At 72.0% G+C, this 22274-nt stretch carries 19 protein-coding genes; 10 read left to right on the forward strand and 9 right to left on the reverse strand.

What is annotated here, in order from left to right:
- Positions 1-57 precede the first annotated feature (57 nt).
- Positions 58-804: a cyclopropane-fatty-acyl-phospholipid synthase family protein gene (locus RBJ65_RS35745; RefSeq protein WP_306319578.1), complete on the forward strand. Its 747-nt coding sequence runs from the start codon at positions 58-60 to the stop codon at positions 802-804.
- 59 nt (positions 805-863) lie between these two features.
- On the opposite strand, the gene RBJ65_RS35750 is transcribed toward RBJ65_RS35745, so the two are convergent.
- The 3 genes from RBJ65_RS35750 to RBJ65_RS35760 all read right to left on the reverse strand — a co-directional run bounded on the left by RBJ65_RS35750 (position 864) and on the right by RBJ65_RS35760 (position 3404).
- On the reverse strand, positions 864-1562 hold the full coding sequence (locus RBJ65_RS35750; protein ID WP_306319579.1) for a GntR family transcriptional regulator: 699 nt from the start codon (positions 1560-1562) through the stop codon (positions 864-866).
- 37 nt (positions 1563-1599) lie between these two features.
- Positions 1600-2370 (reverse strand): decarboxylase, encoded by a 771-nt coding sequence (locus tag RBJ65_RS35755; protein WP_306319580.1) that lies wholly within the window; start codon positions 2368-2370, stop codon positions 1600-1602.
- A 134-nt stretch (positions 2371-2504) separates the two neighbouring features.
- A complete protein-coding gene (locus tag RBJ65_RS35760) occupies positions 2505-3404 on the reverse strand; it encodes a decarboxylase (RefSeq protein WP_306319581.1) in 900 nt (299 codons plus the stop codon).
- 367 nt (positions 3405-3771) lie between these two features.
- On the opposite strand from RBJ65_RS35760, the gene RBJ65_RS35765 reads away from it, so the two are divergent.
- The 5 genes from RBJ65_RS35765 to RBJ65_RS35785 all read left to right on the forward strand — a co-directional run bounded on the left by RBJ65_RS35765 (position 3772) and on the right by RBJ65_RS35785 (position 8201).
- Positions 3772-4788, forward strand: coding sequence for a D-2-hydroxyacid dehydrogenase (locus RBJ65_RS35765; RefSeq protein WP_306319582.1), 1017 nt, complete (start codon positions 3772-3774; stop codon positions 4786-4788).
- Positions 4785-6260, forward strand: a complete 1476-nt coding sequence (locus tag RBJ65_RS35770) for an amidase (protein ID WP_306319583.1) — start codon at positions 4785-4787, stop codon at positions 6258-6260. The genes RBJ65_RS35765 and RBJ65_RS35770 overlap by 4 nt, the downstream gene beginning before the upstream one ends.
- A 108-nt stretch (positions 6261-6368) precedes the next feature.
- Positions 6369-6716 carry an SH3 domain-containing protein gene (locus tag RBJ65_RS35775; protein ID WP_306319584.1) on the forward strand — a complete coding sequence of 116 codons (348 nt, stop codon included), beginning with the start codon at positions 6369-6371 and terminating at the stop codon, positions 6714-6716.
- Positions 6717-6719: 3 nt separating this feature from the next.
- Positions 6720-7232, forward strand: a complete 513-nt coding sequence (locus RBJ65_RS35780; protein WP_306319585.1) for a putative immunity protein — start codon at positions 6720-6722, stop codon at positions 7230-7232.
- Between the two features lie 54 nt (positions 7233-7286).
- Positions 7287-8201, forward strand: a complete 915-nt coding sequence (locus RBJ65_RS35785; protein ID WP_306319586.1) for an SDR family oxidoreductase — start codon at positions 7287-7289, stop codon at positions 8199-8201.
- 40 nt (positions 8202-8241) lie between these two features.
- On the opposite strand, the gene RBJ65_RS35790 is transcribed toward RBJ65_RS35785, so the two are convergent.
- Both RBJ65_RS35790 and RBJ65_RS35795 read right to left on the reverse strand, forming a co-directional pair.
- Positions 8242-8763 (reverse strand): DUF3830 family protein, encoded by a 522-nt coding sequence (locus RBJ65_RS35790; protein ID WP_306319587.1) that lies wholly within the window; start codon positions 8761-8763, stop codon positions 8242-8244.
- A gap of 71 nt (positions 8764-8834) precedes the next feature.
- Positions 8835-10382 (reverse strand): NAD-dependent succinate-semialdehyde dehydrogenase, encoded by a 1548-nt coding sequence (locus RBJ65_RS35795; RefSeq protein ID WP_372341294.1) that lies wholly within the window; start codon positions 10380-10382, stop codon positions 8835-8837.
- A gap of 116 nt (positions 10383-10498) precedes the next feature.
- On the opposite strand from RBJ65_RS35795, the gene RBJ65_RS35800 reads away from it, so the two are divergent.
- Together RBJ65_RS35800 and RBJ65_RS35805 are read left to right on the forward strand one after the other, a co-directional pair.
- Positions 10499-11767 (forward strand): aspartate aminotransferase family protein, encoded by a 1269-nt coding sequence (locus RBJ65_RS35800; protein ID WP_306319588.1) that lies wholly within the window; start codon positions 10499-10501, stop codon positions 11765-11767.
- Positions 11768-11950: 183 nt separating this feature from the next.
- Positions 11951-14899, forward strand: coding sequence for an FAD-binding and (Fe-S)-binding domain-containing protein (locus RBJ65_RS35805; protein WP_306319589.1), 2949 nt, complete (start codon positions 11951-11953; stop codon positions 14897-14899).
- Between the two features lie 95 nt (positions 14900-14994).
- On the opposite strand, the gene RBJ65_RS35810 is transcribed toward RBJ65_RS35805, so the two are convergent.
- From RBJ65_RS35810 to RBJ65_RS35820, 3 genes are all read right to left on the reverse strand, one after another.
- A complete protein-coding gene (locus RBJ65_RS35810) occupies positions 14995-16356 on the reverse strand; it encodes an MFS transporter (protein WP_306319590.1) in 1362 nt (453 codons plus the stop codon).
- A 120-nt stretch (positions 16357-16476) separates the two neighbouring features.
- Positions 16477-17802 (reverse strand): MFS transporter, encoded by a 1326-nt coding sequence (locus RBJ65_RS35815; RefSeq protein WP_306319591.1) that lies wholly within the window; start codon positions 17800-17802, stop codon positions 16477-16479.
- A gap of 50 nt (positions 17803-17852) precedes the next feature.
- On the reverse strand, positions 17853-18920 hold the full coding sequence (locus tag RBJ65_RS35820) for a C45 family peptidase (protein WP_306319592.1): 1068 nt from the start codon (positions 18918-18920) through the stop codon (positions 17853-17855).
- A 123-nt stretch (positions 18921-19043) separates the two neighbouring features.
- Between RBJ65_RS35820 and RBJ65_RS35825 the strand changes: the two genes are divergently transcribed.
- Positions 19044-20057: a LacI family DNA-binding transcriptional regulator gene (locus RBJ65_RS35825; protein WP_306319593.1), complete on the forward strand. Its 1014-nt coding sequence runs from the start codon at positions 19044-19046 to the stop codon at positions 20055-20057.
- An 81-nt stretch (positions 20058-20138) separates the two neighbouring features.
- Positions 20139-20711, forward strand: coding sequence for a dihydrofolate reductase family protein (locus RBJ65_RS35830; protein WP_306319594.1), 573 nt, complete (start codon positions 20139-20141; stop codon positions 20709-20711).
- Positions 20712-20750: 39 nt separating this feature from the next.
- On the opposite strand, the gene RBJ65_RS35835 is transcribed toward RBJ65_RS35830, so the two are convergent.
- The gene (locus tag RBJ65_RS35835; protein ID WP_306319595.1) at positions 20751-22244 is read right to left on the reverse strand and encodes a UbiD family decarboxylase; all 1494 of its coding nucleotides are present in this window, start codon (positions 22242-22244) and stop codon (positions 20751-20753) included.
- Positions 22245-22274: the final 30 nt, after the last annotated feature.

The raw sequence follows: 22274 nt of genomic DNA on the forward strand, positions 1-22274 counted from the left end.
CCGGTCGACCGCCCTACGTGAACTCCCCGACCTCATCGAACGTAAGGAACACCCCTCGTGGATCTGCCACGCATCTTCACCATTCGCGAAAGTAGCCACCGCATCCACAACCCGTTCACCCCGGGCAAGTTCGCCGACCTGGGCCGGGCGCTGCGCATGGCGCCCGGGACCCGCGTCCTCGACCTGGCCAGCGGTTCGGGCGAGATGCTGTGCACCTGGGCCCGGGACCACCACATCACCGGGACCGGCGTCGACATCAGCACGATGTTCACCGAGCAGGCCCGCGCCCGCGCCGCCGAACTCGGCGTCGCCGACCGTGTCACCTTCGTGCACGGGGACGCGGCGGGACACGTCGCGGACGAGCAGGTCGACGTCGCCGCGTGCGTCGGCGCCACCTGGATCGGCAACGGCGTGGCCGGCACCGTCGACCTGCTCGCCAAGAGCCTGCGTCCCGGCGGCCTGATGCTGATCGGCGAACCGTACTGGCGGCGCGACGTACCGGACGAAGACACCGCCCAGGCCTGCGGCGCCACCGGCAGGGACGACTTCCTGCCGCTGCCGGACCTTGTCGAGCGGTTCGGCGAGCTCGGGTACGACGTCGTGGAAATGGTCCTCGCCGACCAGGACAGCTGGGACCGGTACCAGGCGGCGCAGTGGCTCACCATGCGCCGCTGGCTCGACGCCAACCCCGACGACGAGATGGCCGCCGAGGTACGGGAGACACTCACCACCGAGCCCGCCCGGTACACGCGGTACCAGCGGGAGTACCTCGGCTGGGGAGTCTTCGTCCTGATGGCCCGTTGATGGGCCGCTGATGGGCCGCTGAGCGGCCCACGGGGGAGCGGGTCGTGCGCGGCGGCGGGTCAGCCCGCCGCCGCGTCCGGCTCGGCCACCGGCTGCGCGGACTCGCCCGTGAGGCGGTTCACCGCGTCCTGCATGTGCGCGTCGAGGAGGGTGAGCAGCCGCTCCTCGTCCTCGTCGCGCAGCGCCTCGATCAGCTCCGCGTGCTCCTCGACCAGCGCGTCCGGGTCGGGGTGGTCGTCGGTGAGGACCGACAGGCACATCCGCGTCTCGACGAACAGGGTCTGCGCGATGCGCTGCAGGCGCGGGCTCCCGGACTCCTCGACGAGCACCTGGTGGAACTCCATGTCGGCGGCGCTCAGCGCCGCGTCGTTGCCGCGCCGCGCCGCCGACTCCATCCTGCGGTGCGCCTTCTCCAGGTGGGCCGCCGTGGCCTGCGGGTCCTTCTGGAGCACGAGGTGGCAGGCCGCGGACTCCATGGCGGTGCGCGCGAGATAGATGTCGCGCACATCGTCCTCGTCGAGGCGGGTCACGAAGACGCCGCGATGCGGTGCGCTGACGGCGATGCCCTGCTGTACGAGGCGTTGCAGCGCCTCGCGCAGCGGCCCCCGGCTCACGCCGAGCTGGCTCGCCAGTTCGGCCTCGCCGAGCTGGGTGCCGGGCGCCAGGGTGCCGTCCATGATCGCTTCGGTGAGCTGGGCGGCGATGACGGTCGCCGCGGGTTCACGCTTGACCGGTCGCAGCGTCTTCGCAGTGGCCATATTCAGTTCGTTTCCTCACATCGGCGCGGCCGGCGCTTCACACGGCCGCGGGGGTCGGGGAATGGGGACTACGGGAGAGGCGGAACAGCGAGCCGAGCCCCTCGCGCGGCGCCTCGTCGCCCGCGAGCCGCAGGCCCTCCCAGGCGGTGACCTGGTTCGCCGTCAGAACGGGCTTGCCGACGGCCTCCTCCAGGTCGTCCAGCCAGGCGGCGCTGTGCAGCGCGGTGTCGGGCAGCAGGATCGCCTCGGCGTCCGGGTGGTCGTTCTCCCGGGCCAGTTCGAGGACCTGCTCGCGGCCCAGCGTGCCGACCTCGGCGGCGGTGATGATGCCCTGCCCGGACACCGAGACGACCTCGGCGCCGTGGTGCTCCAGGAACCGCACGAAGTAGCCCGCCACATCGTCCGGGTACGTGGCGGCGATCGCCAGGCGGCGTACCCCCAGCGCCTGCACGGCGTGCGCGAAGGCGAAGGACGTCGAGGAGGCCCGCTCGACCGGCAGGCCCGCCGCCTCCGCGAGCTCGGCGACCTGCTTGCGGGCACCGTCCGGACCGAAGATGAAGCTGGCGCTGGTGCACGCCCACACGACCACGTCCTGCGGCTGCGCGAGCAGCTCGCCGAGCGCCGCCTTGAGACGGTGCGTAGAGCCCATCTCCAGGAGGTCGTCCACCCGGTGCGCGTCCACGCCGATGTCCGTGTGGACGAGCGTGAGCCGGGCGCCGCCGCCGATCATCCGCTCGAGGCGCGGGTAGTCGTCCTCGGCGGAGTGGCCGGGGTAGAGGAACCCGACGCGCGTGGTCTTCTCGCTCATGCTTTCGACGTCCTTTCGTGCAGGCAGTGTACCGGGAATCCGGTCAAATGTAGATTGTTGACAGTAGGAAGAGCTGCAACGGCGGTGCCACGGGCGTGGCACCGCACAAGGGCTCAGCGGTACGGGAGAGGGCCTCAGCCGAGGTCGATGTCCGCGATCGGCTCTTCCGGGGGAGCGGCCGCGGCGGACTCGGACGCGGACAGCCGCTCCCAGTCGGCGGCCTCCGCCGCGACGGCCGCCGCGGTGATCGGCGGCGGCGCGATGACCCGCCTCTGGTAGGGCGCGAGCGCCGCACGGGCCGCCGGGTCGATCAGTGACTGGTAGTCACCCGCGGCCTCGGCGCCCGCGTGCCGCAGCGCCGACCACATCGTGACCTGGTTCGCGGAGATCACCGGGATCCGCAGCTCCGCCTCCAGCTGCGGGATCACGTCGTACGTCGAGAGGTTCGTGCAGCTGATGAAGAGACAGTCGGCGTGCGTGAGGTCGGCGGAGCGGGCCAGCTCCACCACGTTGCGATAACCGACCTTCCAGATCTCCCCGGTCAGGCCCATGTACTGCCGCCCGACCACGTCCACCCCCGCCTCGCCCATGAAGTCGGCGAGCGAGTCGGTCAGCGACGCCGTATAGGGCGTGATCACGCTGACCCGGCGTGCGCCAAGCTCGGTGACGGCCTCCAGGAGCGCCCCGGAGGTCGTCACGGCCGGTACGCCGCGGCCCGCGCCGCTCATGGAGGCGCACATGGCCTGCTCGTGCGCCGTGCCGCCGACGAAACTGCCGGACGTGCACGCGTACGCGAAGGAAACGGGCCGCACCGCGTCGAGCGCCATGACGGCGTTGTGCAAGGTCTCGTGCTCGCTGATCAAGCGAGCCATGTCCACGCTGACCTCCACGGGGACGTACGGGGTTCGGGTCAGGTGGAGGGAGATCTCCTCGGGGATCCAACGCCACAGCTCACGGTCGAGCGCGAAGTCGAACGGGGCGACTACGCCGATGCCGCGCTGCGGAACGGGTCCGCCGAAGGTCGTGATGTCCAATGCAGAGCCCCTTCATGGCTGCACGCGTACGGGTTTCCGGTCCGAACGCCTGAGGTGGACGTGATGGCAGGTGGTGCGGAGAAGGGTTTTGCCGGGCGGCCTACGGGTAGCGGAGATGTCCCGCGCTGCACCTGTAGATTGTTGACAACGTAAAGATCGGCTGCTTAGCGTGTCAATCCCCTACGGGGGACGGCTCGTTCATCGTGGTGAAAGCCTCGGTAAAGAGCCGGGGAAATCAGCACAGGGGATGTCGTTTCCCCTGGCCCTCACGGGGCTTCGTCCCCCCATGGTCAACCCTCGTCCCGCACCTCGCATACCGTCCGCTCCAACCGTCGCCGCGCCCCGCCGCGCGACCAGAAGGAACGCCGTGCCGAAGACCGAGAAATCCCGCGTTCTGGTGCTCGCCGACCACCGGCCGAACGGCCTGGAGGAGGTGTCGGCCCACGCCGAGCTCGTCTGCATCCCCGAGGACCGGCTCGCCGCCGAACTGCCACACGCGGACGCCCTGTTGGTGTGGGAGTTCGGCACCGAGGCGCTGCCCGCCGCCTGGCCCGAACGGGGCGGACCGCGCTGGGTGCACACCGCGAGCGCCGGGGTCGACCGGCTGATGTTCCCTGCCCTGCGCGAGTCCGACGCCATCCTCACGAACTCGCGCGGCGTCTTCGAACAGCCCATCGCCGAGTACGTCGCGGGCCAGGTCATCGCCCTCGCCAAGGACTTCGCCGGGACCTACGACCGCCAGCGCGACCGGGTCTGGCGGCACCGCGTCACCCAGCGCGTCTGGGGCACCCGAGCCGTCGTGCTCGGCGGCGGGCCCATCGGCCGGGCCGTCGTGCGCACCCTGCGCGCCCTCGGCATCGACACCGCCCTCGTCGGCCGCACCCGAAGGGACGACGACCCCGAGGTCGGCACCGTGCACGCCTTCGACGAGCTGGACGGGCTGCTCGCGCGCGCCGACTGGGTGGTCTGCGCGGCGCCGCTGACGCAGCAGACGCAGGACCTGTTCGACGCCGCCACGTTCGGCCGGATGAAGCGCGGCGCGCGCTTCATCAACGTCGGACGCGGCCCCATGGTCGTCGAGAAGGACCTGCTCTCCGCCCTCGAAGAGGGCCACTTGGGTGGCGCGGCGCTCGACGTGTTCCGGGAGGAGCCGCTGCCCGCCGACAGCCCGATGTGGGCCGCGCCGAACCTGCTCGTCTCCCCGCACATGTCGGCCGACACCGACACCTGGCTCGACGACCTCGCCGAGGTCTTCGCCGACAACTTCGCGCGCTGGCGCGCGGGCCGTCCACTGCGCAACGTCGTGGACAAGGAACTGGGTTACGTACCGGTCGCGGACGCCCCGCAGGCCGCATCCGCCGCATCAGAGGAGGGCCCCCGATGACCAGCACGACCGGCACGACCACCACCAGCACCCCCGCCGCACCCGCCGCCCCCCAGGAGCCGTACGCGCTCACCGCCACCGAACTCCTCGCCGCCTACGAGAGCGGCGACCTCACCCCGGTCGAGGCCACGGCCTCCGTGCTCGACCGCATCGAGGCCGTCGACAGCAAGCTCAACGCGTTCTGCCTGGTCGACCGCGAGGAGGCGCTCGCGCAGGCGCGGGCCAGCGAGGAGCGCCGCGGACGCGGCGAGGCGCTCGGCCTCCTCGACGGCGTGCCCACCTCCATCAAGGACCTGATGCTCACCAAGGGCCGCCCCACGCTGCGCGGTTCCCTGACCGTCTCGCCCGACCGGGAGTGGGACGAGGACGCGCCGTGCGTCGCCCGGATGCGGGAACAGGGCGCCGTGTTCGTCGGCAAGACGACGACGCCGGAGTTCGGCTGGAAGGGCGTCACCGACAACCCGCTCACCGGCGTCACCCGCAACCCGTGGGACGTCTCGACCACGGCGGGCGGCTCCTCCGGCGGCAGCGCCGCGGCCGTCGCCGCCGGCATGGCCCCGCTGTCCATCGGCACGGACGGCGGCGGCTCGGTCCGCATCCCCGCCGCGTTCTGCGGAATCTTCGGCATGAAGCCCACGTACGGACGCATCCCGCTGTACCCGGCGAGCCCCTTCGGCACCCTCGCCCACGCGGGCCCCATGACCCGCACCGTCGAGGACGCGGCCCTCCTCATGGACGTCGTCACCGGCTTCGACAGCCGCGACTGGTCGGCCCTCGACGCCCCGCGCGGCAGCTACCGCGCCGCCGTCACCGAGGCCCTCGCCGACGGCTCCCTGCGCGGACTGCGCATCGCCTACGCCCCGACCCTCGCGGGCGCCCCCGTCGACCCGCAGGTGGCCGAGCGCGTGGCGGCCGTCGCCCGCCTCCTCGCCGACCTCGGTGCCGACGTCGAAGAGGCCGACCCCGGCTTCAGCGACCCCGTGGAGGCGTACCACACGCTGTGGTTCTCGGGAGCGGCCAAGGTCGTCGAGCACCTCGGCACCGAGCAGTTCGCGAGCCTCGACGCGGGCCTTCAGGAGGCGTGCCGCGAGGGCGCCGCCAAGACCGCGCTCGACTACCTGGGCGCCGTCGACACACGCATGGCGCTCGGTGTCCGCATGGGCCGCTTCCACGAGACGTACGACCTGCTGCTCACGCCCGCCGTGCCGATCCCGGCGTTCGAGGCGGGCGTCGAGGTGCCGCCCGGCAGCTCCCACCAGCGCTGGACCGGCTGGACCCCCTTCACCTACCCCTTCAACCTCACCCAGCAGCCCGCCTCCACGGTCCCCTGCGGCGTCACGGACGCGGGCCTCCCGGTGGGCGCCCAACTGGTCGCCGCGCGCCACGGCGACGAGCTGATCCTGCGCGCCTCGGCGGTGCTGCACGCGGCGCTGCGCGGGGCGGGCGTGGTGGGCACGGCGCCCGTCGGCTGAGGGGCGTCCACCGGCGGTACCGGGCGCCGGTACCGCCGGTAGGCTGGTCGCTCCCGCCGAAGTCGTCTTCGGGGAGTCGGGGGAGTCGGGGGAGGGGAGTTGACCGTCATGCGTGTGCAGGCCGTCACCGATCACGAGATCTCCGAGCGGGCTCCGATCCGGGTCCGGCCCGGAGACCAGGTGCGGGTGGGGGAGCGGGACACCACGTGGCCCGCCTTCGTGTTCGTCACGACGGCCAGCGGCGCCGGCTGGGTGCCGGAACGGTATCTGGGAGAGGGCCGCCCGACGGCCGAGGTCCGGCACGCCTACGACACCCAGGAGCTGCCCGTGGCGACCGGTGAGGAACTGGTCGTCGTCGAGGACGACCCGGAGTCGGGCTGGAGCTGGTGCGAGAACGCCCAGGGGCGCGCGGGATGGGTGCCGCACGCCGTGCTCCCGAAGGGGACGGGTGCCTGACCCGTGATCCTGCCCAAGATCCGCGACCCCCGCTTCATCACCCTGCGCCGCGGCGGCACCCTCACGGACGCCGACCACCACCTCCTGGCCCTGTGGGCGGCGACGTGCGCCGAACACGTACTGCCGCTCTTCGAAGCGGTGGCACCGGCCGACCCGCGCCCTCGCCAGGCCCTCGATCAGGTCCGCGCCTGGACGCGCGGCGAGATCCGGATGTCCGACTCGCGCGCCGCCGGAGGCCACGCCATGGCCGCGGCGCGCGTGCTCGAAGGAGCGGCCCGGCACGCGGCGTTCGCGGCGGGGCAGGCCGCGGTGGTCGCGCACGTCGCCGCGCACGAACTCGGCGCGGCGGCATACGCGATCAAGGCGGTACGGGCGTCGGTGCCCAAGAGCGAGGCCGAGCGCGCGGGCCGGGCCGAGTGCCGCTGGCAGCGGGACCGACTCCCGGACGCCGTAAGGGAACTCGTCCTGGACGACCAGCGGCTGCGCAACGACATCTGCTGGTCAGTCTTCGACTGACAGTGGCGGCCGCTACGGTTCAAGGCCCTGCCGGAACCGACACTCGGAGGCCACATGACGACCGACGCACGCCCGCTGTCCGGGAAGGTCGCCCTCGTCTCGGGCGGTACGCGCGGCGGCGGACGCGGCATCGCCGTCGAACTCGGAGCCGCCGGCGCGACGGTGTACGTCACCGGCCGCAGCGGCAAGGCGGAGGGGCGCTCCGACATGGACCGCCCCGAAACCATCGAGGAGACCGCCGAGCGGGTCACCGCCGCCGGTGGCCACGGCATCCCGGTCCGCACCGACCACAGCCGCCCCGACGAGGTCCGCGCCCTCGTCGACCGGATCGCCGCCGAACAGGACGGGCGGCTCGACGTCCTCGTCAACTCCGTATGGGGCGGCGACCCGTTGACCGACTGGGAACACCCGCTGTGGGAACAGGACCTGGACACCGGGTTCCGGCTGCTGCGGCAGGCGGTCGACACACACATCATCACCAGCCGGTACGCGCTCCCCCTCATGGTCGCCCGGGGGAGCGGCCTCGTCGTGGAGGTCACGGACGGCAACACCGCCCGCTACCGCGGCACCCTCTTCTACGACCTGGCGAAGTCCTCCGTCATCCGCCTCGCCGTCGCGCAGGCCGCCGAACTGCGGCCCCACGGCGTCGCGGCCGTCGCCCTCACGCCCGGATTCCTGCGCTCGGAGGCCATGCTCGACCACTTCGGGGTCACCGAGGCCAACTGGCGCGACGGCGCGGCCAGGGACCCGCACTTCGCGCACTCCGAGACCCCGGCCTACCTCGGCCGGGCCGTCGCCGCGCTGGCCGCCGACCCGAACGTACTGGCCAAGTCGGGCCGGGCGCTGGCCACATGGGGGCTGTACGAGGAGTACGGGTTCACCGACATCGACGGCACGCAGCCGGACTTCGCCGCGTACTGGGCCAAGGGCCTGGAGGGGGAGCACGGGCCCCTCGGGGACCCACTGTGACCCGTTGTGACCCGCCCCTCCGGTATGCGCCCCGCCTACCTCACTCCGCGCGCTTGAACTGCAGCGACTCCCCGATGGCGCCCGCCCGCCACAGGTCCTGGCAGGCCTCGGCGAGCCGGTCGAGGCCCTCGACGACCGAGCCCCAGACGATGCCGGGGACCCAGCCCTGGTCGCCGTTGATCAGCAGGTTGTTGCGCTCGTAGAACAGGGCGAGGTCGACGACGATGTCCCGCTCGGCGTGCGCCGCCTGGTTGCCCTGCTGCTCGGCGGCGGCCTCGTAGCCGTAGGAGGCGGTGCTCATCTGGGTGTTGGAGAAGGTGAAGTAGCACAGGTCGCCGGGGATCGGCGTGATCGTCGGGTTCTCCAGCGGGGGCTCCTGCGGGGCGAAGGCAGGGACGAGGGTGTAGATCTCGTTGCGGGCGTACTTCGCGTGGTAGACGTCGCTGCCCAGCGGCAGCGCGTTCCAGATGGCCTCGCAGGTGATCGGCGCGCGGTCGTCGAGCAGCTTCGCGGTGGCGGTGACGCCGCGCTTGGGCAGGGAGACCTCGATGAAACGGTCCATGGGTGCAGTCGCTCCGGTCTGATCGATGATCAACGTACGGGGAAAATGGGGAGGCTGAGGGGGCTCGGCGGTCAGCCCAGCGGCATCGCCAGGTACCGCGTCTCCAGGAACTCGTCGATGCCGACCCGGCCGCCCTCACGGCCGAGGCCCGACGCCTTCACGCCGCCGAAGGGGGCCGCCGGGTTCGACACGACGCCCTTGTTCAGGCCGACCATGCCGGTCTCCAGGCGCTCGGACAGCCGGAACGCCCGCTCCAGGTTCTCCGTGAAGAGGTACGAGACCAGGCCGTACTCGGTGTCGTTGGCGGCCGCGACCACCTCGTCCTCGTCGGTGAAGGTGAGGATGGGGGCCACGGGGCCGAAGATCTCCTGGCTCATCAGGGCGGAGTCGGGGGAGACGTCGGTGAGGACGGTCGGCGTGTAGAAGTAGCCCTCGCCGTCGGCGCGTTCGCCACCGGTGAGGACCTTGGCGCCGCGCTGCACGGCGTCGGCGACCAGCTCCTCGACCTTGCCGCGGCCGTCCTCGTCGATCAGCGGGCCGACCGTGACACCGTCCTCGGTGCCGCGCCCGACGCCCAGCGCGGCCATCCGCGCGGCGAGCTTCTCGGCGAACTCGCCGGCCACCGACTCGTGCACGTACAGCCGGTTGGCGGCCGTGCACGCCTCACCGATGTTGCGCATCTTCGCGGCCATGGCGCCCTCGACGGCCTTGTCCAGGTCGGCGTCCTCGCACACGACGAACGGCGCGTTGCCGCCCAGTTCGAGCGAGACCCGCAGCACGTGCTCGGCGCTCTGCTCGATGAGGAGGCGGCCGACGGCCGTGGAGCCGGTGAAGGACAGCTTGCGGATGACGCCGCCGCGCATGAGCGGCTCGACGACGTCACCGGGGCGGGAGGTCGTCAGCACGTTCAGGACACCGGCCGGGACGCCGGCCTCCGTCATGATCTCGGCGAGCTTCAGCATCGTCAGCGGCGTCTGCTCGGCGGGCTTGATGATCATCGTGCAGCCCGCCGCGATCGCCGGGCCGATCTTGCGGGTGCCCATGGCGAGCGGGAAGTTCCACGGCGTGATCAGCAGGACGGGACCCACCGGGCGCTTCATCACGACGAAGCGGTCCTTGCCGTCGGGGGAGGTCTGGTAGCCGCCCTCGATCCGGACGGCCTCCTCGGCGAACCAGCGGAAGAACTCGGCGCCGTACGCCACTTCGCCGCGCGCCTCGGCCAGCGGCTTGCCCATCTCCAGGGTCATCAGGAGGGCCAGTTCGTCCTGGCGCTGCATGATCAGCTCGTAGGCGCGGCGCAGGATCTCGCTCCGCTCGCGCGGCGACGTCGCCGCCCAGGACTCCTGCGCGGCGCCCGCCGCCTCGGCGGCGGCGCGCGCGTCCTCGGCGCCCGCGTCGGCGACGGTGCGCAGCTCACGGGCGACCGAGGGGTCCTCGACGCCGAAGGTCGCGCCGGAGGCCGCCGGGCGCCAGTTGCCGCCGATGAACAGCCCGTCGGGCACGGACGCGACGACCGCCCGCTCGCGCTCTGTCTGCTGCTCGCTCACTGCACTCACTTCGACTCCCGTGGTTTTGGAACTCCCGGCCCGGCTCACTCGTGGACAGCCGCGGAATTGCATGCTTGCATGAGTGTAGGTTGTTGACAATCCTACGACGCAGCCCGATGTTGATCTCCGTAGAAGATCTGTGGGCAGAAGATCCGCAGCAGGTCCGGTCACCGAGCGAGGAGCCGTCCATGAGTGCCTTGTCCCCCGTCCTCAAGCAGGCCACCCCCGTCCTGGCCGAACGCGGCGAGGGCGTCCATCTCTACGACGAGTCGGGCCGTGCCCACCTGGACTTCACCGCCGGCATCGGCGTCACGTCCACCGGGCACTGCCACCCGAAGGTGGTCGCCGCCGCCCAGGAGCAGGTCGGCAAGCTCATCCACGGCCAGTACACGACCGTGATGCACAAGCCGCTGCGCACGCTCAGCGAGCGCCTGGGCGAGGTGCTGCCGAACGGGCTGGACTCACTCTTCTTCGTGAACTCCGGCTCGGAGGCGGTCGAGGCCGCGATGCGGCTCGCGAAGCAGGCCACCGGCCGGCCCAACATCGTCGCCTTCCAGGGTGGCTTCCACGGCCGTACGCTCGCCGCCGCGTCGATGACGACGTCGGCCACCAAGTTCCGCTCCGGGTACGGGCCGCTGATGGCGGGCGTCGCGCTCGCGCCGTTCCCCGCCGCGTTCTACTACGGCTGGGACGAGGAGACCGCGACGAAGTTCGCGCTGCGCGAGCTCGACCAGCTGCTCGCCACGGTCACCGCGCCCGCCGACACCGCCGCTTTCATCGTCGAACCGGTCCTCGGGGAGGGCGGCTACGTTCCCGCCAACACGGCCTTCCTGCGGGGCCTGCGGGAGCGTGCCGACCGGCACGGCATCCTGCTGATCATCGACGAGGTGCAGACCGGGTTCGGGCGCACCGGCAAGTTCTGGGGCCACGACCACTTCGACGGCAAGCCCGACATCATCGTCACCGCCAAGGGCCTCGCCAGCGGCTTCCCGCTCTCGGCGATCGCGGCGTCCAAGGAACTCATGGCGCGGGCCTGGCCCGGCTCGCAGGGCGGCACGTACGGCGGCAACGCGGTGGCGTGCGCGGCGGCCATCGCCACGCTCGACGTGATCCAGGAGGAGAAGCTCGTCGAGAACGCCCGCGAGCGCGGCGAGCAGCTCTTCGCCGGGCTGCGCGAGGTCGCCGCGTCCTACCCGGTCGGCGGCCAGGGCGGCATCGGCGACGTCCGCGGCCTCGGCCTCATGGCGGGCACCGAGTTCGTCACCGCCGACGGCTCCCCGGACGGCGCGACCGCCGCCCGCGTCCACGCGGCCGCCGCCGAGCGCGGTCTGCTGCTGCTCACCTGCGGCGCGCAGGGCCAGGTCGTCCGCATGATCCCGCCGCTCGTCGTCAACGGTGAGCAGATCGACGAGGGCCTGCGCCTGTGGCGCGAGTCGGTCGCGGCGGTCCTCGGCTGACGCCTCCGGCAGGAGCGGGTGCGGCGCGATCGGCGCCGCCCCGCACCTCCACTGGCGCCCCGGCCGGCCTCCCGCCGCGCCGGGGCGCCACTGCGTTCCGCGTGACCGCGTTCCGCGCCACTGCCGTGAGTGATCGGCCGCACGCCTGCGCACCACCCGCCACCCCGCCCGAAGGAGCCCCAGATGTCCGCCCCCGTCGCCCCGCCAGGATCCGCCGCGCCCCGCCCCGACAGCCCCGACCCGGCGACGCTGCGCGAGCTGGAGCGCGCGCTGCGGGCCGCCGTCCCGCGCGGCGAGGTCGCTTTCGGCACGCGGCGCCGCGCCGAGTACGCCCAGGACGCCTCCGTCTACCGGCAGGTCCCCGCCGCCGTCGTCCTGCCCGCCGACACCGACGAGCTGGCCGCCGCCCTCGCCGCCTGCCACGGCCTCGACGTCGCCGTCACCCTGCGCGGCGCCGGCACCTCCATCGCGGGCCAGGCCGTCGGCGACGGCGTCGTCATCGACACCTCCCGCTCCCTCAACCGCATCCTCGACATCGACGCCGAGGCCCACACCGCCCGCGTCGAGCCCGGCGTCGTCCTCGACCGCCTCCAGGACGCCTGCAAACTGCACGGACTGCGCTTCGGCCCCGACCCCTCCACGCACGCCCGCTGCACCATCGGCGGCATGATCGGCAACAACGCCTGCGGCACGCACTCCGTCGCCTGGGGCCGCACCGCCGACAACATCGTCGAACTCGAAGTCCTCACCTACGACGGCGAGCGCATCCGCCTCCGCTCCCTCGACGCGGACGAACTCCAGCACGTCATAGACGAGGGCGGCCGCACCGGCGAGATCCACGCCCGCCTCCGCGACCTGCGCGACCGCCATCTGGCCATGCTGCGCACCGAGTTCGGCCGCTTCCGCCGCCAGGTCTCCGGCTACAGCCTCGAACACCTCCTCCCGGAGAAGGGCTTCGACCTCGCCGCCGCCCTGGTCGGCACCGAAGGCACCTGCGCCGTCGTCGTGTCGGCCACCGTCAAGCTCGTCGACCTCCCTGCCCGCCGCACCCTCGTGGCGCTCGGCTTCTCCGACCTGCCCGCCGCCGGTGACGCCGCCCGCCACGTCCTGCGCCACGAGCCCATCGCCTGCGAGGGCCTGGGCGGCGACCAGGTCGCGGCGCTGCGCCGCAACGTGCCCGACGCCCGCCCCGAGGAGATGCTTCCCGAAGGCGCGGGATGGCTGCTGTGCGAGTTCGGCCACACGGACCCGACACCCGACCCGGACGCCGAACGGGCCCGCGCCGACGCCCTGTTGAAGGACACCAGCGCCGTCGACGTACGCCTCGTACAGGATCCGAAGGAGCAGGCCGCCCTGTGGCGCATCCGCGAGGACAGCTCCGGGCTCGCCACCCGCGCCCCCGACGGCTCCGAGGCCTGGCCCGGCTGGGAGGACTCCGCCGTCCCCGTCGAGCACCTCGGCGACTACCTGCGCGACCTGGCCGCCCTGTTGGAGACGCACGGCCTCCAGGGCACCCCGTACGGGCACTTCGGCGAGGGCTGCGTGCACATCCGCATCGACTTCGACCACGAGACGGCGGACGGCGTACGGATCTTCCGTACGTTCATGAGGGACGCGGCCGAAATGGTCGCCAAGCACGGCGGCACCCTCTCCGGTGAACACGGCGACGGCCAGGCCCGCGCCGAATTCCTGCCGCTCGTCTACAGCGCCGAAGCCATGGAAGCCTTCGGCGAGTTCAAGGCCGTCTGGGACCCCGAGAACCGCCTCAACCCCGGCATCCTCGTCCATCCCCGCCCCGCAGACGAACGCCTCCGCATCACCGCGGGCCACCGCCCCACCCTCTCCCTGACGACGACGCTCGCGCTCCAAGAGGACGGCGGCGACCTGTCCAAGGCGCTGCGCCGCTGCGTCGGCATCGCCAAGTGCCGCACCGCGTCAGGCGGCGTGATGTGTCCCAGCTACCGCGCCACCGGAGACGAGAAGGACTCCACGCGCGGGCGCGCACGCGTGCTCTACGAAATGGTGCAGGGCGACGTCATCACCGACGGCTGGCAGTCCGAGGAGGCAGCCGAGGCCCTCGACCTGTGTCTGTCCTGCAAGGGCTGCAAGAGCGACTGCCCCGTGGGCGTCGACATGGCCTCCTACAAGGCGGAGTTCCTGCACCACCACTACAAGGGCAAGCGCCGCCCCGCCTCCCACTACGCCCTCGGCTGGCTGCCCCTGTGGTCGCATGTGGCGGGCCTTGCCCCCGGCCTCGTCAACGCGGTGACGCGCAACAAGAAGGCGGCCGGTCTCCTCAAGAAGGCGGGCGGCATCGCCCCGGAGCGCCCGGTCCCGCCCTTCGCGTCACGCCGCTTCCGTACGAGCTTCAAGAAGCGCCCCAAGACCCCGGCCCCCGGCAGCAGGGGCAAGGTCCTCCTCTGGCCGGACACCTTCACGGAGTTCATGTCGCCCGAAGTGGGCCGCGCGGCGGTCCTCGTCCTCGAACACGCCGGCTTCGAGGTGGTCCTCCCGCCCGACCGCCTCTGCTGCGGACTCACCTGGCACACCACGGGGCAACTCGACATGGCCAAGCGGGTGTTGGAGCGGACGTTGAAGGCCGTCGACCCGTACCTCCAGGAAGGGATGCCGCTGATCGGCCTGGAGCCCAGCTGCACCTCGTTGTTCCGCTCGGACGCCACGGAGCTGTTCCCCGGCGACCCGCGCGCCGAGCGCCTCGCCGAGCAGACGATGACCCTCGCCGAACTCCTCGACCAGCGCGCCCCCGACGTCGACTTCGGCCACCTCGACGACGTCACCGCCCTCACCCAGACCCACTGCCACCAGCACGCCACGCTCGGCAGCAAGGCGGACGACCGGGTGCTCGCCCGCGTCGGCGTGGACAGCGGCCGCCTCGACTCCGGCTGCTGCGGCCTGGCCGGCAACTTCGGCTTCGAGGACGGCCACTACGACGTGTCGGTCGCGGTCGGCGAACACACCCTGCTGCCCGCGCTGCGCGAGGCGGCCGACGACACGGTGGTCCTCGCGGACGGCTACAGCTGCCGCACCCAGATCACCCAACTCTCCGACCGCCGCCCCCGACACCTCGCGGAACTCCTCAGGGACGCCCTGCGCACCCGCCGCGAGCGCTGAGACACCACGCCCCGCACACCACGAAAAAAAGGGGGCGGCACCCAACACCGGGTGCCGCCCCCTTTTCGTACGCCGTCACTTCCGTACGCCGTCCCTCACGCCCGTACGGACACCCCGGCCTCCTCCGGCGCCGCCGCCCGCAGCGAGCGGCCCGCCGTCTCCGGCATCCGGATCAGCGGCACCAGGGCGAGCAGCGCGGCCGCCGCCATGTAGTAGCCGGGCACGAGGTGGTCGCCCGTCGACGCGATCAGTGCCGTGATGGCCAGGGGAGCCGTGCCGCCGAAGAGTGACGTCGCGCAGTTGTAGCCGATGGCGAAGGCGCTGTAGCGGACGTGTGCCGGGAAGAGGGCGGGCAGTGTCGAGGCCACCGACGCCTGGAGCATCACCAGGAGCAGGCCGAGGACGGCAACGCCCGCCACCGTGGCGGCGGTTGAGCCGCGACCGATCAGCCACACCGCCGGCACCGACAGGATCAGCGAGCCGACACACGATGTCAGCACGACCGGCTTGCGGCCGACGCGGTCGGTGAGCGCGCCGATCGGCAGGATGACCACCATCATCGCCACCATCACGGTCATCGGCACGAGGTCGCTCGCCAGGTCACCGATGCCGAGGACCGACTTCAAGTACGTGGGCATGTACGTCAGAAGCGCGTAGTCGGTGACGTTCAGGAGCAGCGTGAACGCCATCAGGATGCCGATCATCCGCCAGTGCTTCAGTGTCTCGCGGCGCGGCACCTTCGACGTCGCCTCGCGCTCCGCCATCTCCTGGAACACCGGAGTGTCCTCCAGCCGCATCCGCAGATACAGGCCGACCGCGCCCAGCGGCAGCGCCACCAGGAACGGCACCCGCCACGCCCACGCGTCGACCGTCGCCGGGTCGACCGCCGTGGACACGAACGTGGCGAGCGCCGCGCCCGACGTCAGGCCGATCAACGTGCCGAACTCCAGGAACGCGCCGAAGAACCCGCGCCTGCGGTCCGGCGCGTACTCGGCCATGAAGGTGGCGGCACCCCCGTACTCGCCACCCGTCGAGAAGCCCTGCAGCATCCGGCACAGCACAAGCAGCAGCGGCGCGGCAGCCCCCACCGTCGCGTAGGTCGGCAGCACACCGATCGCGAAGGTGGCGAGCGACATCAGGGACAGCGTCAGGACGAGGACCCGCTGGCGTCCGATGCGGTCGCCGAGCGGACCGAACACCATGCCCCCGAAGGGGCGCACCGCGAACGACACCGCCAACACGCCGAACGTGGACAGCATTTGGGAGAGCGAGTCGCCGGAAGGGAAGAAGGCGCGGCCGACATGGACCGCGAGATAGCCGTAGATCCCGTAGTCGAACCACTCGATGGCATTGCCCATGGCGGCGGCGGCCACGACGCGGCGGAGGGTCTTGGGCGGGACCGGCGGGCGTCCGCCGCCGCTGTCGCCGCCGGCCGGTTGATGCGAGAGAGGATCCATGGCGGTGTGCCTTCCGCTGATCTCATGTTCTCAGAATGTCTATTGTCAACAACTGGACTGTTGACGATCGGAGAGCATGAGATCAGTTGCGCGGAATGTTTGGCAAGGGCCGCGATCGCGTCAGGCGCGGCGCGCTCCCTGGGCCGTGCCGAGTTCGTCCGTCGGCACCCGGAACGTCTCCCGCAGCCCCCACGCGCACAGCGCGAGGACGAGCGCAGCGGCCGCCGAGTACAGCCCCACCCCGATCGGGTTCCCGTCGAAGGCGAGCAGCAGCGCGGTCGCCGTCGTCGCGGCCGTACCGCCACCGAGCGCGGCGCCCACCTGGTACGTCGCGGAGATCGACGAGTAGCGGGTGGCGGCGGAGAACTGCTCGCCCAGGAACGCCGGAATGCAGCCCTGCGGCGCCGCCATGAACACGTTCACCACCACGTACGCGACCGTCGCCAGCAGCAGCACATGACCGTCCACCATCGGGAAGTACGCGAAGAAGAACGCGCCGTACGCGAGCGTCCCCAGGATCACCACCGGCTTGCGGCCGAACCGGTCGGAGAGCAGCCCCATCACCGGCACCGCGACCATGAACGCGATGGAGCCCGCGACCTGGAGGAGCAGCGACTGCGTGTGGCTGTAGCCGCGCTCCTCCGCGTACGTCACCGTGAAGATCGAGCCGATGTACGCGAGGGTGTTGTAGCCGAACGCGACGCCGATGGCGAGCAGCATCTGGCGCGGGTGCCGCTTGACGGCGTCCAGGATCGGGACGCGCGGCGCCGACTCGGTGCGGCGCTCCTCGTGCGGCATCCGCGAGCGCGCCACGACCCCCACCAGGACCAGCAGCCCGCCCAGCCAGAACGGCACCCGCCAGGCCCAACTCTCCAGCGCACGCTGGGGAAGCAGGGTCACCAGCGTGAAGACGCCGGTGCCGAACAGCGAGCCGATGCCGATGCCCGCGCTGGTGAAACTGCCCCACAGGCCGCGTCGGTCCCGCGGCGCGTTCTCGATGCCGAACAGCGACGCGCCGCCCCACTCGCCGCCCGCCGCGAAACCCTGCACGAGGCGGAGGACGACCAGCATGATCGGCGCGGCCACGCCCAACGCCCCGTACGTCGGCAGACAGCCGATGAGGAACGTGCTCGACCCCATCACCAGGAGCGTGAGCACCAGCATCGCCTTGCGGCCGATCCGGTCGCCGAAGTGACCGATCACGATGCCGCCGAGCGGACGCGCCACGAAGCCGCTGCCGAACGCCGCGAACGCCACGAGGGTGCCCACCGTGGGATCGAAGCTCGGGAAGAACACCTCCGGGAAGACGAGCGCGGCGGCGAGCCCGTAGATGATGAAGTCGTAGAACTCCAGGGCGGTTCCGAAGCCGGAGATGAAGAACGTGCGGACCACGTTCACGGAGGTGGCGGCCTGCTGCGGCGGGCCGGATCTGACGGTCTGTGTCATCGCTGGTCCTTGCTGATCCTTCGAAGACGGCGGGCGGGGGAGGCGGCGTGTCAGAAGCGGGAGAAGCCCCGCTCGGCCGCGATGTCGGGTGTCCCGACCGCGTAGTCAAGGCCGCCGCCCGCGATGTCGAGGCCGACGGTCAGGAGCGTGCCCCACTGCTCGTGCGGCGGCTTCGCGGCGTCGGGCCGCATGCACACCACGGCGCCCGAACCCGCGCTCCCGCACAGCGCCTTGGCGCGCTCGGCCGGCGCGAGCCCCGGCAGCGCGGCCCGGACCGCGCCGAGGTGTGCGAGGCGTTCCGCCGTCGACGAGTCACCCGGGCACACATCACCGGCGGCCAGTTCCGGGTCGAGGAAGTGGTTGGTGTGCAGCAGCCAGCCGTCGTCGCCCGGCCGCACCACGGCGAGCCCGCGCGGGGACAGTTCGAGGCTCGCGGCGCCGCCGTCGGCGGTCACGACGGTCAGCGACGTGGACGCGGAGACCCGCGCCGACCCCGCGAGCTCCACGGCCTCTTCGAGGGTGTCCGCCTCGTCGAGGATTCGGCGCGCCACCGCGTGCACGGGAACGCCGCCGCCCGCGCCGTCCGCCCGGTGGAACAGGATGTTGAAGTGCACGCCCAGGCCCGCGCTGTTCACCCCGATCTTGGCCGCCGCGCCGAACTCCGTGAACAGCTTCACCGTGCGGCCCTCGGCCGGGGTGAACGCGTGCAACAGGGCGTCGGGCACGAGGTGTTCGTGCCAGTCCCACGTCTGCACCGTCTGCGGGGCGGCGCCGCCCCCGGGCGCGTACACGGCCGTCGAGCACTCGCCCTCACCGGCGGGCGGGCACGCCGCGAGGATCTCCGTGCGGGCGCCGACCGCGGCGACCCGCCACCGCTCGACACCGGCCGCGTCCGCGCAGGCGTCCGACTCCGCGGCGAGACCAGGAGCCCACGCCCGCAGCGCCTCATGGCTGCGCTCGGCCAGCTCGCGCACGCGCTCATCGGGCAGGCCGAGCGCGGCGAAGTGCTCCAGGTACAGCGCGGCGCCGCGCCGGATCTCGCCGCCGAACCGGCCGCCGAGCAGCGCCCCGCGCTCGCTCGGGTCGACGGTGTCGGTGGTCAGGGTGTGCAGATACACGGGATTCCTTCCAGGACGGGGGAGGGGGCGCGGATCACCGTAGGAAGGTAAAACGTTTTATACAATGCCTGGCCAGGACGGGTTCGCACGGGCCTGGGCATGGACGAGAGGACGGGACGGGAAGTGGCACGCGCGCAGGGCATCACCATCAAGGACGTGGCCCGCAGGGCCGGGGTGTCGATCACCGCCGTCTCGCACGCCCTCAACGGCAAGGGGACGTTGAGCGCCGCCACCCGCGCGCACATCCGCGAGACCGCCGACGAGATGGGGTACGCGGCGGACGCCCTCGCGCGCGGCATGCGCAGCTCCACGATGGGCGCGGTCGGCCTCGTGCTCCGCTCCCTCGACGCGCTCGGCGACTACAAGCCCGAAGGCGTCGACGTCTTCGAGAAGTTCGTCGGCGCCGCCGCCTCACAGGCCCTCGCCCGTGGCCTGAGCCTCATGCTGGTGCCCGACCTGACCCGGTCGCCGGTGCCGCCCCTGGCGTTCTCCATGGACGGCTACATCGTCACCAACCCGCACCGCGACGACCCGGTCGTCGCCCTCCTCGACCGGCGCGGCATCCCCTACGTCACCTACGGCAGCGCCCCCGGCCGCCCCGACTTCCCGTACTGGGCGTCGGAGGACGACGCGGCCTCCGCGCGCCTCGTCCTCGACCACCTGGCGGCCCGCGGCGCCCGCACCGTCGCCCTGGTCCGCGGCACCGACGCGAACGCCTGGAACAGCGAGCACGAAGCGGCCTACACGTCCTGGTGCGCGGACCGCGGCCTCCCGCCGCGCCTCTACGAACTCGCCGAACGCGCGGGCGTCGAGGGCGGCGTCGACCTGGCCCGCCGGATCGCCGCCGACGGCCTCCCGGACGCCGTCTTCTGCCTGACCGGCCGGCACGCGGCGGGCGTCCAGGAGGGACTCATGTCCCAAGGCGTCGAGGTCCCCGGCCGGGTCATGGTCGCGGCCGGCTCCGACTCCGAGCACTCCCGGGGCGCACGGCCCACCATCTCCGCGCTCGAACTCGACCCGGTCGGCAGCTCCGGCGCGCTCCTCGACATCCTCCAGTCCCTGATCGCGGGGGAACGCCCCACCGCACCGCGCATCACCCAAGCGCATTTGTGGGAGCGGGCCTCGACAAAACGATGAGTTTCGCCGCACACGCCGGTCAAGGAAAGGTAATTGGTGCAGAGTCCACAGGTAACAGGCGCAGATTCAGGGAGATCCGATATGCGTACGTTGATCAGCACGGCCTTCGTTTCCCTCGACGGAGTCATGGAAGGGCCGGGCGGCGAGCCCGAGTACCGCAACTCGGGATGGACGTTCAAGGGCATCGACTTCGTGCCCGAGGCGTACGAGATCAAGGGCAGGGAGCAGACCGAGGCCACCGCGATGCTGCTCGGCCGGGTCAGCTACCAGGCGTTCAGCCCGGTGTGGCCCGGGATGGCGGACTTCGCCCACTACAAGCCGATGCCGAAGTACGTCGTGTCGACCACCCTCAAGCAGGGCGACCTGGTGTCCGACTGGGGCGAGACGACGATCCTGCGCTCGCTCGACGAGGTCGCCGCGCTCAAGGAGACCGAGGGCGGCCCGATCATCGTGCACGGCAGTGCCACCCTCAACCGGAACCTCTCGGACGCGGGCCTCATCGACCGCTACCACCTGCTCGTCTTCCCGGTGCTGCTGGGCGCGGGCAAGCGCCTGTTCAGCGCCACGGACAAGGACAGCCAGCGCCTGAAGCTCGTCGAGCACGAGGCGTACGCGAACGGGCTCCAGAAGAACGTCTTCGACGTCGTGCGCTGAGCCGGTCGCCCCCTGCCCTGCCGCCGCGCCCCCCGGTCCTCAGTGGCGGAATCCGTACGCCGTCCACTTGTCCAGGACCCGTCGCCGTACGTCCTCGGGGTACGAGTCGCGGAACGAAGCGGTGATCCCCGGTGCGGAGCCGGCCAGTTGGGCGGGCAGCAGGCAGCTGATGACGGCCTTCCCGCCCCGGCCGTCGCGCGCCTCATCCGGCGTGAGGTAGGGAACCATCGGAATGCCCGGCGCCCGCGGGTACACGTACTCGCCGGTGCCGGGGTGGTAGCGCGTCGCCATCGCCCACACCAGCTGGTCGATGTCGGTGATGTCGATGTCGTCGGCGACCAGGATCACCTTCGGCACCAGCCACCCGGTGTGCGAGCCGAACAGCACCTCGGCGACGGCGTCGGCGAGCTGCCGCTCGCCCATGCCCGTCGCGGCCAGCCGCTCGATGTCCACGGCGACGGCGATCCAGCAGGTCGCGGCCTCGTACGAGCACCAGGCCATGGAGACGGGGAGGCCGCTGGAGCGCAGCAGGTCCAGGCTGGTCGCCGAGATCATCGTGCCCCAGATGGTGTGGTTCTCCTCCGGAGGCAGTCCCGCGACGCACACCGGCAGGATCGGCTCGTCGCGGTGGGTGACGGTCTCGACGTGGAACACGGGCTGCCGCTTGCTCCCGGCGAAGGAGTACCCGTGGTACTCGCCCATCGGCCCCTCGTCGGCGGTCTCGTCCGGGCTGATCCAACCCTCCAGGACGATCTCGGAGTTGGCGGGTACGTACAGATCGTGCAGCTCGGTACGGACGACGTCGACGGGGCTGCCGGCGAGAGCGCCCACGTACCCGTCCTCATTCACCTCGGCGGGCAGTGGCATGCCCGCGGCGGCAAGCGCTGCGGGCGGGGCGCCGAGCACCATCGCCCAGGGCGTGGGCCCGCCGCGCTCCCGCCACATCTGGTGGATCATGCCGAGGTGCTGCTGCGGCATCGCGGGCCCGACCAGGGTGCGCGGCCCGTGCAGCATGGTGCGACTCACCGACCAGCTCGTCCACCGGCCGTCGGGTGTGCGCACGACATGGAAGCCGTACGTCCCGAAGTACCGGCCGCCGTCCTCGGCGTGCAGCAACGGCACGGGGAAGCGGGTGAGGTCGACCTCCGCGCCGCGCAGGACGTTCTCCTTGCAGGGGCCGCCGTCGACGACGCGCGGCGCGAGAGGTTCGGCGTGCATCGCGGAGATGAGCTTCTCCAGGAGTGCGCGGGGCGTCGTCTCGCGGGGCAGCCCGAAGTGCGCGGCGAGCCGCCCGTACGCGCCGTCCGCGCGTCCGGTGAGACCGGCGGGTGCGCCGAGTATCCGGTGCCCCGGCGCACCCTCGGTCAGGTTGCTGAAGAGGGGAGCGGGGCCCCGCGTCTCATAGACGCGCCGCGTGACGGCGCCGACTTCGAGCGTCGGGCTGACCGGCTCACGGATGTCCACCGCGTCGCCCGCGTCCAGCAACTCCCGCACGAAATCACGGAAGTTGAGCGCACTGCCGCGTTGCGTCATGACCGACACCCTCCTGTCCTGTGCGTCGCG

The organism is Streptomyces sp. KL109B (assembly GCF_030766935.1).
In the GTDB taxonomy this organism is placed as follows: domain Bacteria; phylum Actinomycetota; class Actinomycetes; order Streptomycetales; family Streptomycetaceae; genus Streptomyces.

Bases quoted from the DNA above. Each gene is read 5' to 3' on its own strand.
- RBJ65_RS35750 (WP_306319579.1), bottom strand. From the start codon at position 1,562: ATGGCCACTGCGAAGACGCTGCGACCGGTCAAGCGTGAACCCGCGGCG.
- RBJ65_RS35755 (WP_306319580.1), bottom strand. From the start codon at position 2,370: ATGAGCGAGAAGACCACGCGCGTCGGGTTCCTCTACCCCGGCCACTCC.
- RBJ65_RS35770 (WP_306319583.1), top strand. From the start codon at position 4,785: ATGACCAGCACGACCGGCACGACCACCACCAGCACCCCCGCCGCACCC.
- RBJ65_RS35775 (WP_306319584.1), top strand. From the start codon at position 6,369: ATGCGTGTGCAGGCCGTCACCGATCACGAGATCTCCGAGCGGGCTCCG.
- RBJ65_RS35785 (WP_306319586.1), top strand. From the start codon at position 7,287: ATGACGACCGACGCACGCCCGCTGTCCGGGAAGGTCGCCCTCGTCTCG.
- RBJ65_RS35790 (WP_306319587.1), bottom strand. From the start codon at position 8,763: ATGGACCGTTTCATCGAGGTCTCCCTGCCCAAGCGCGGCGTCACCGCC.
- RBJ65_RS35795 (WP_372341294.1), bottom strand. From the start codon at position 10,382: ATGCAATTCCGCGGCTGTCCACGAGTGAGCCGGGCCGGGAGTTCCAAA.
- RBJ65_RS35800 (WP_306319588.1), top strand. From the start codon at position 10,499: ATGAGTGCCTTGTCCCCCGTCCTCAAGCAGGCCACCCCCGTCCTGGCC.
- RBJ65_RS35805 (WP_306319589.1), top strand. From the start codon at position 11,951: ATGTCCGCCCCCGTCGCCCCGCCAGGATCCGCCGCGCCCCGCCCCGAC.
- RBJ65_RS35810 (WP_306319590.1), bottom strand. From the start codon at position 16,356: ATGGATCCTCTCTCGCATCAACCGGCCGGCGGCGACAGCGGCGGCGGA.
- RBJ65_RS35815 (WP_306319591.1), bottom strand. From the start codon at position 17,802: ATGACACAGACCGTCAGATCCGGCCCGCCGCAGCAGGCCGCCACCTCC.
- RBJ65_RS35830 (WP_306319594.1), top strand. From the start codon at position 20,139: ATGCGTACGTTGATCAGCACGGCCTTCGTTTCCCTCGACGGAGTCATG.
- RBJ65_RS35835 (WP_306319595.1), bottom strand. From the start codon at position 22,244: ATGACGCAACGCGGCAGTGCGCTCAACTTCCGTGATTTCGTGCGGGAG.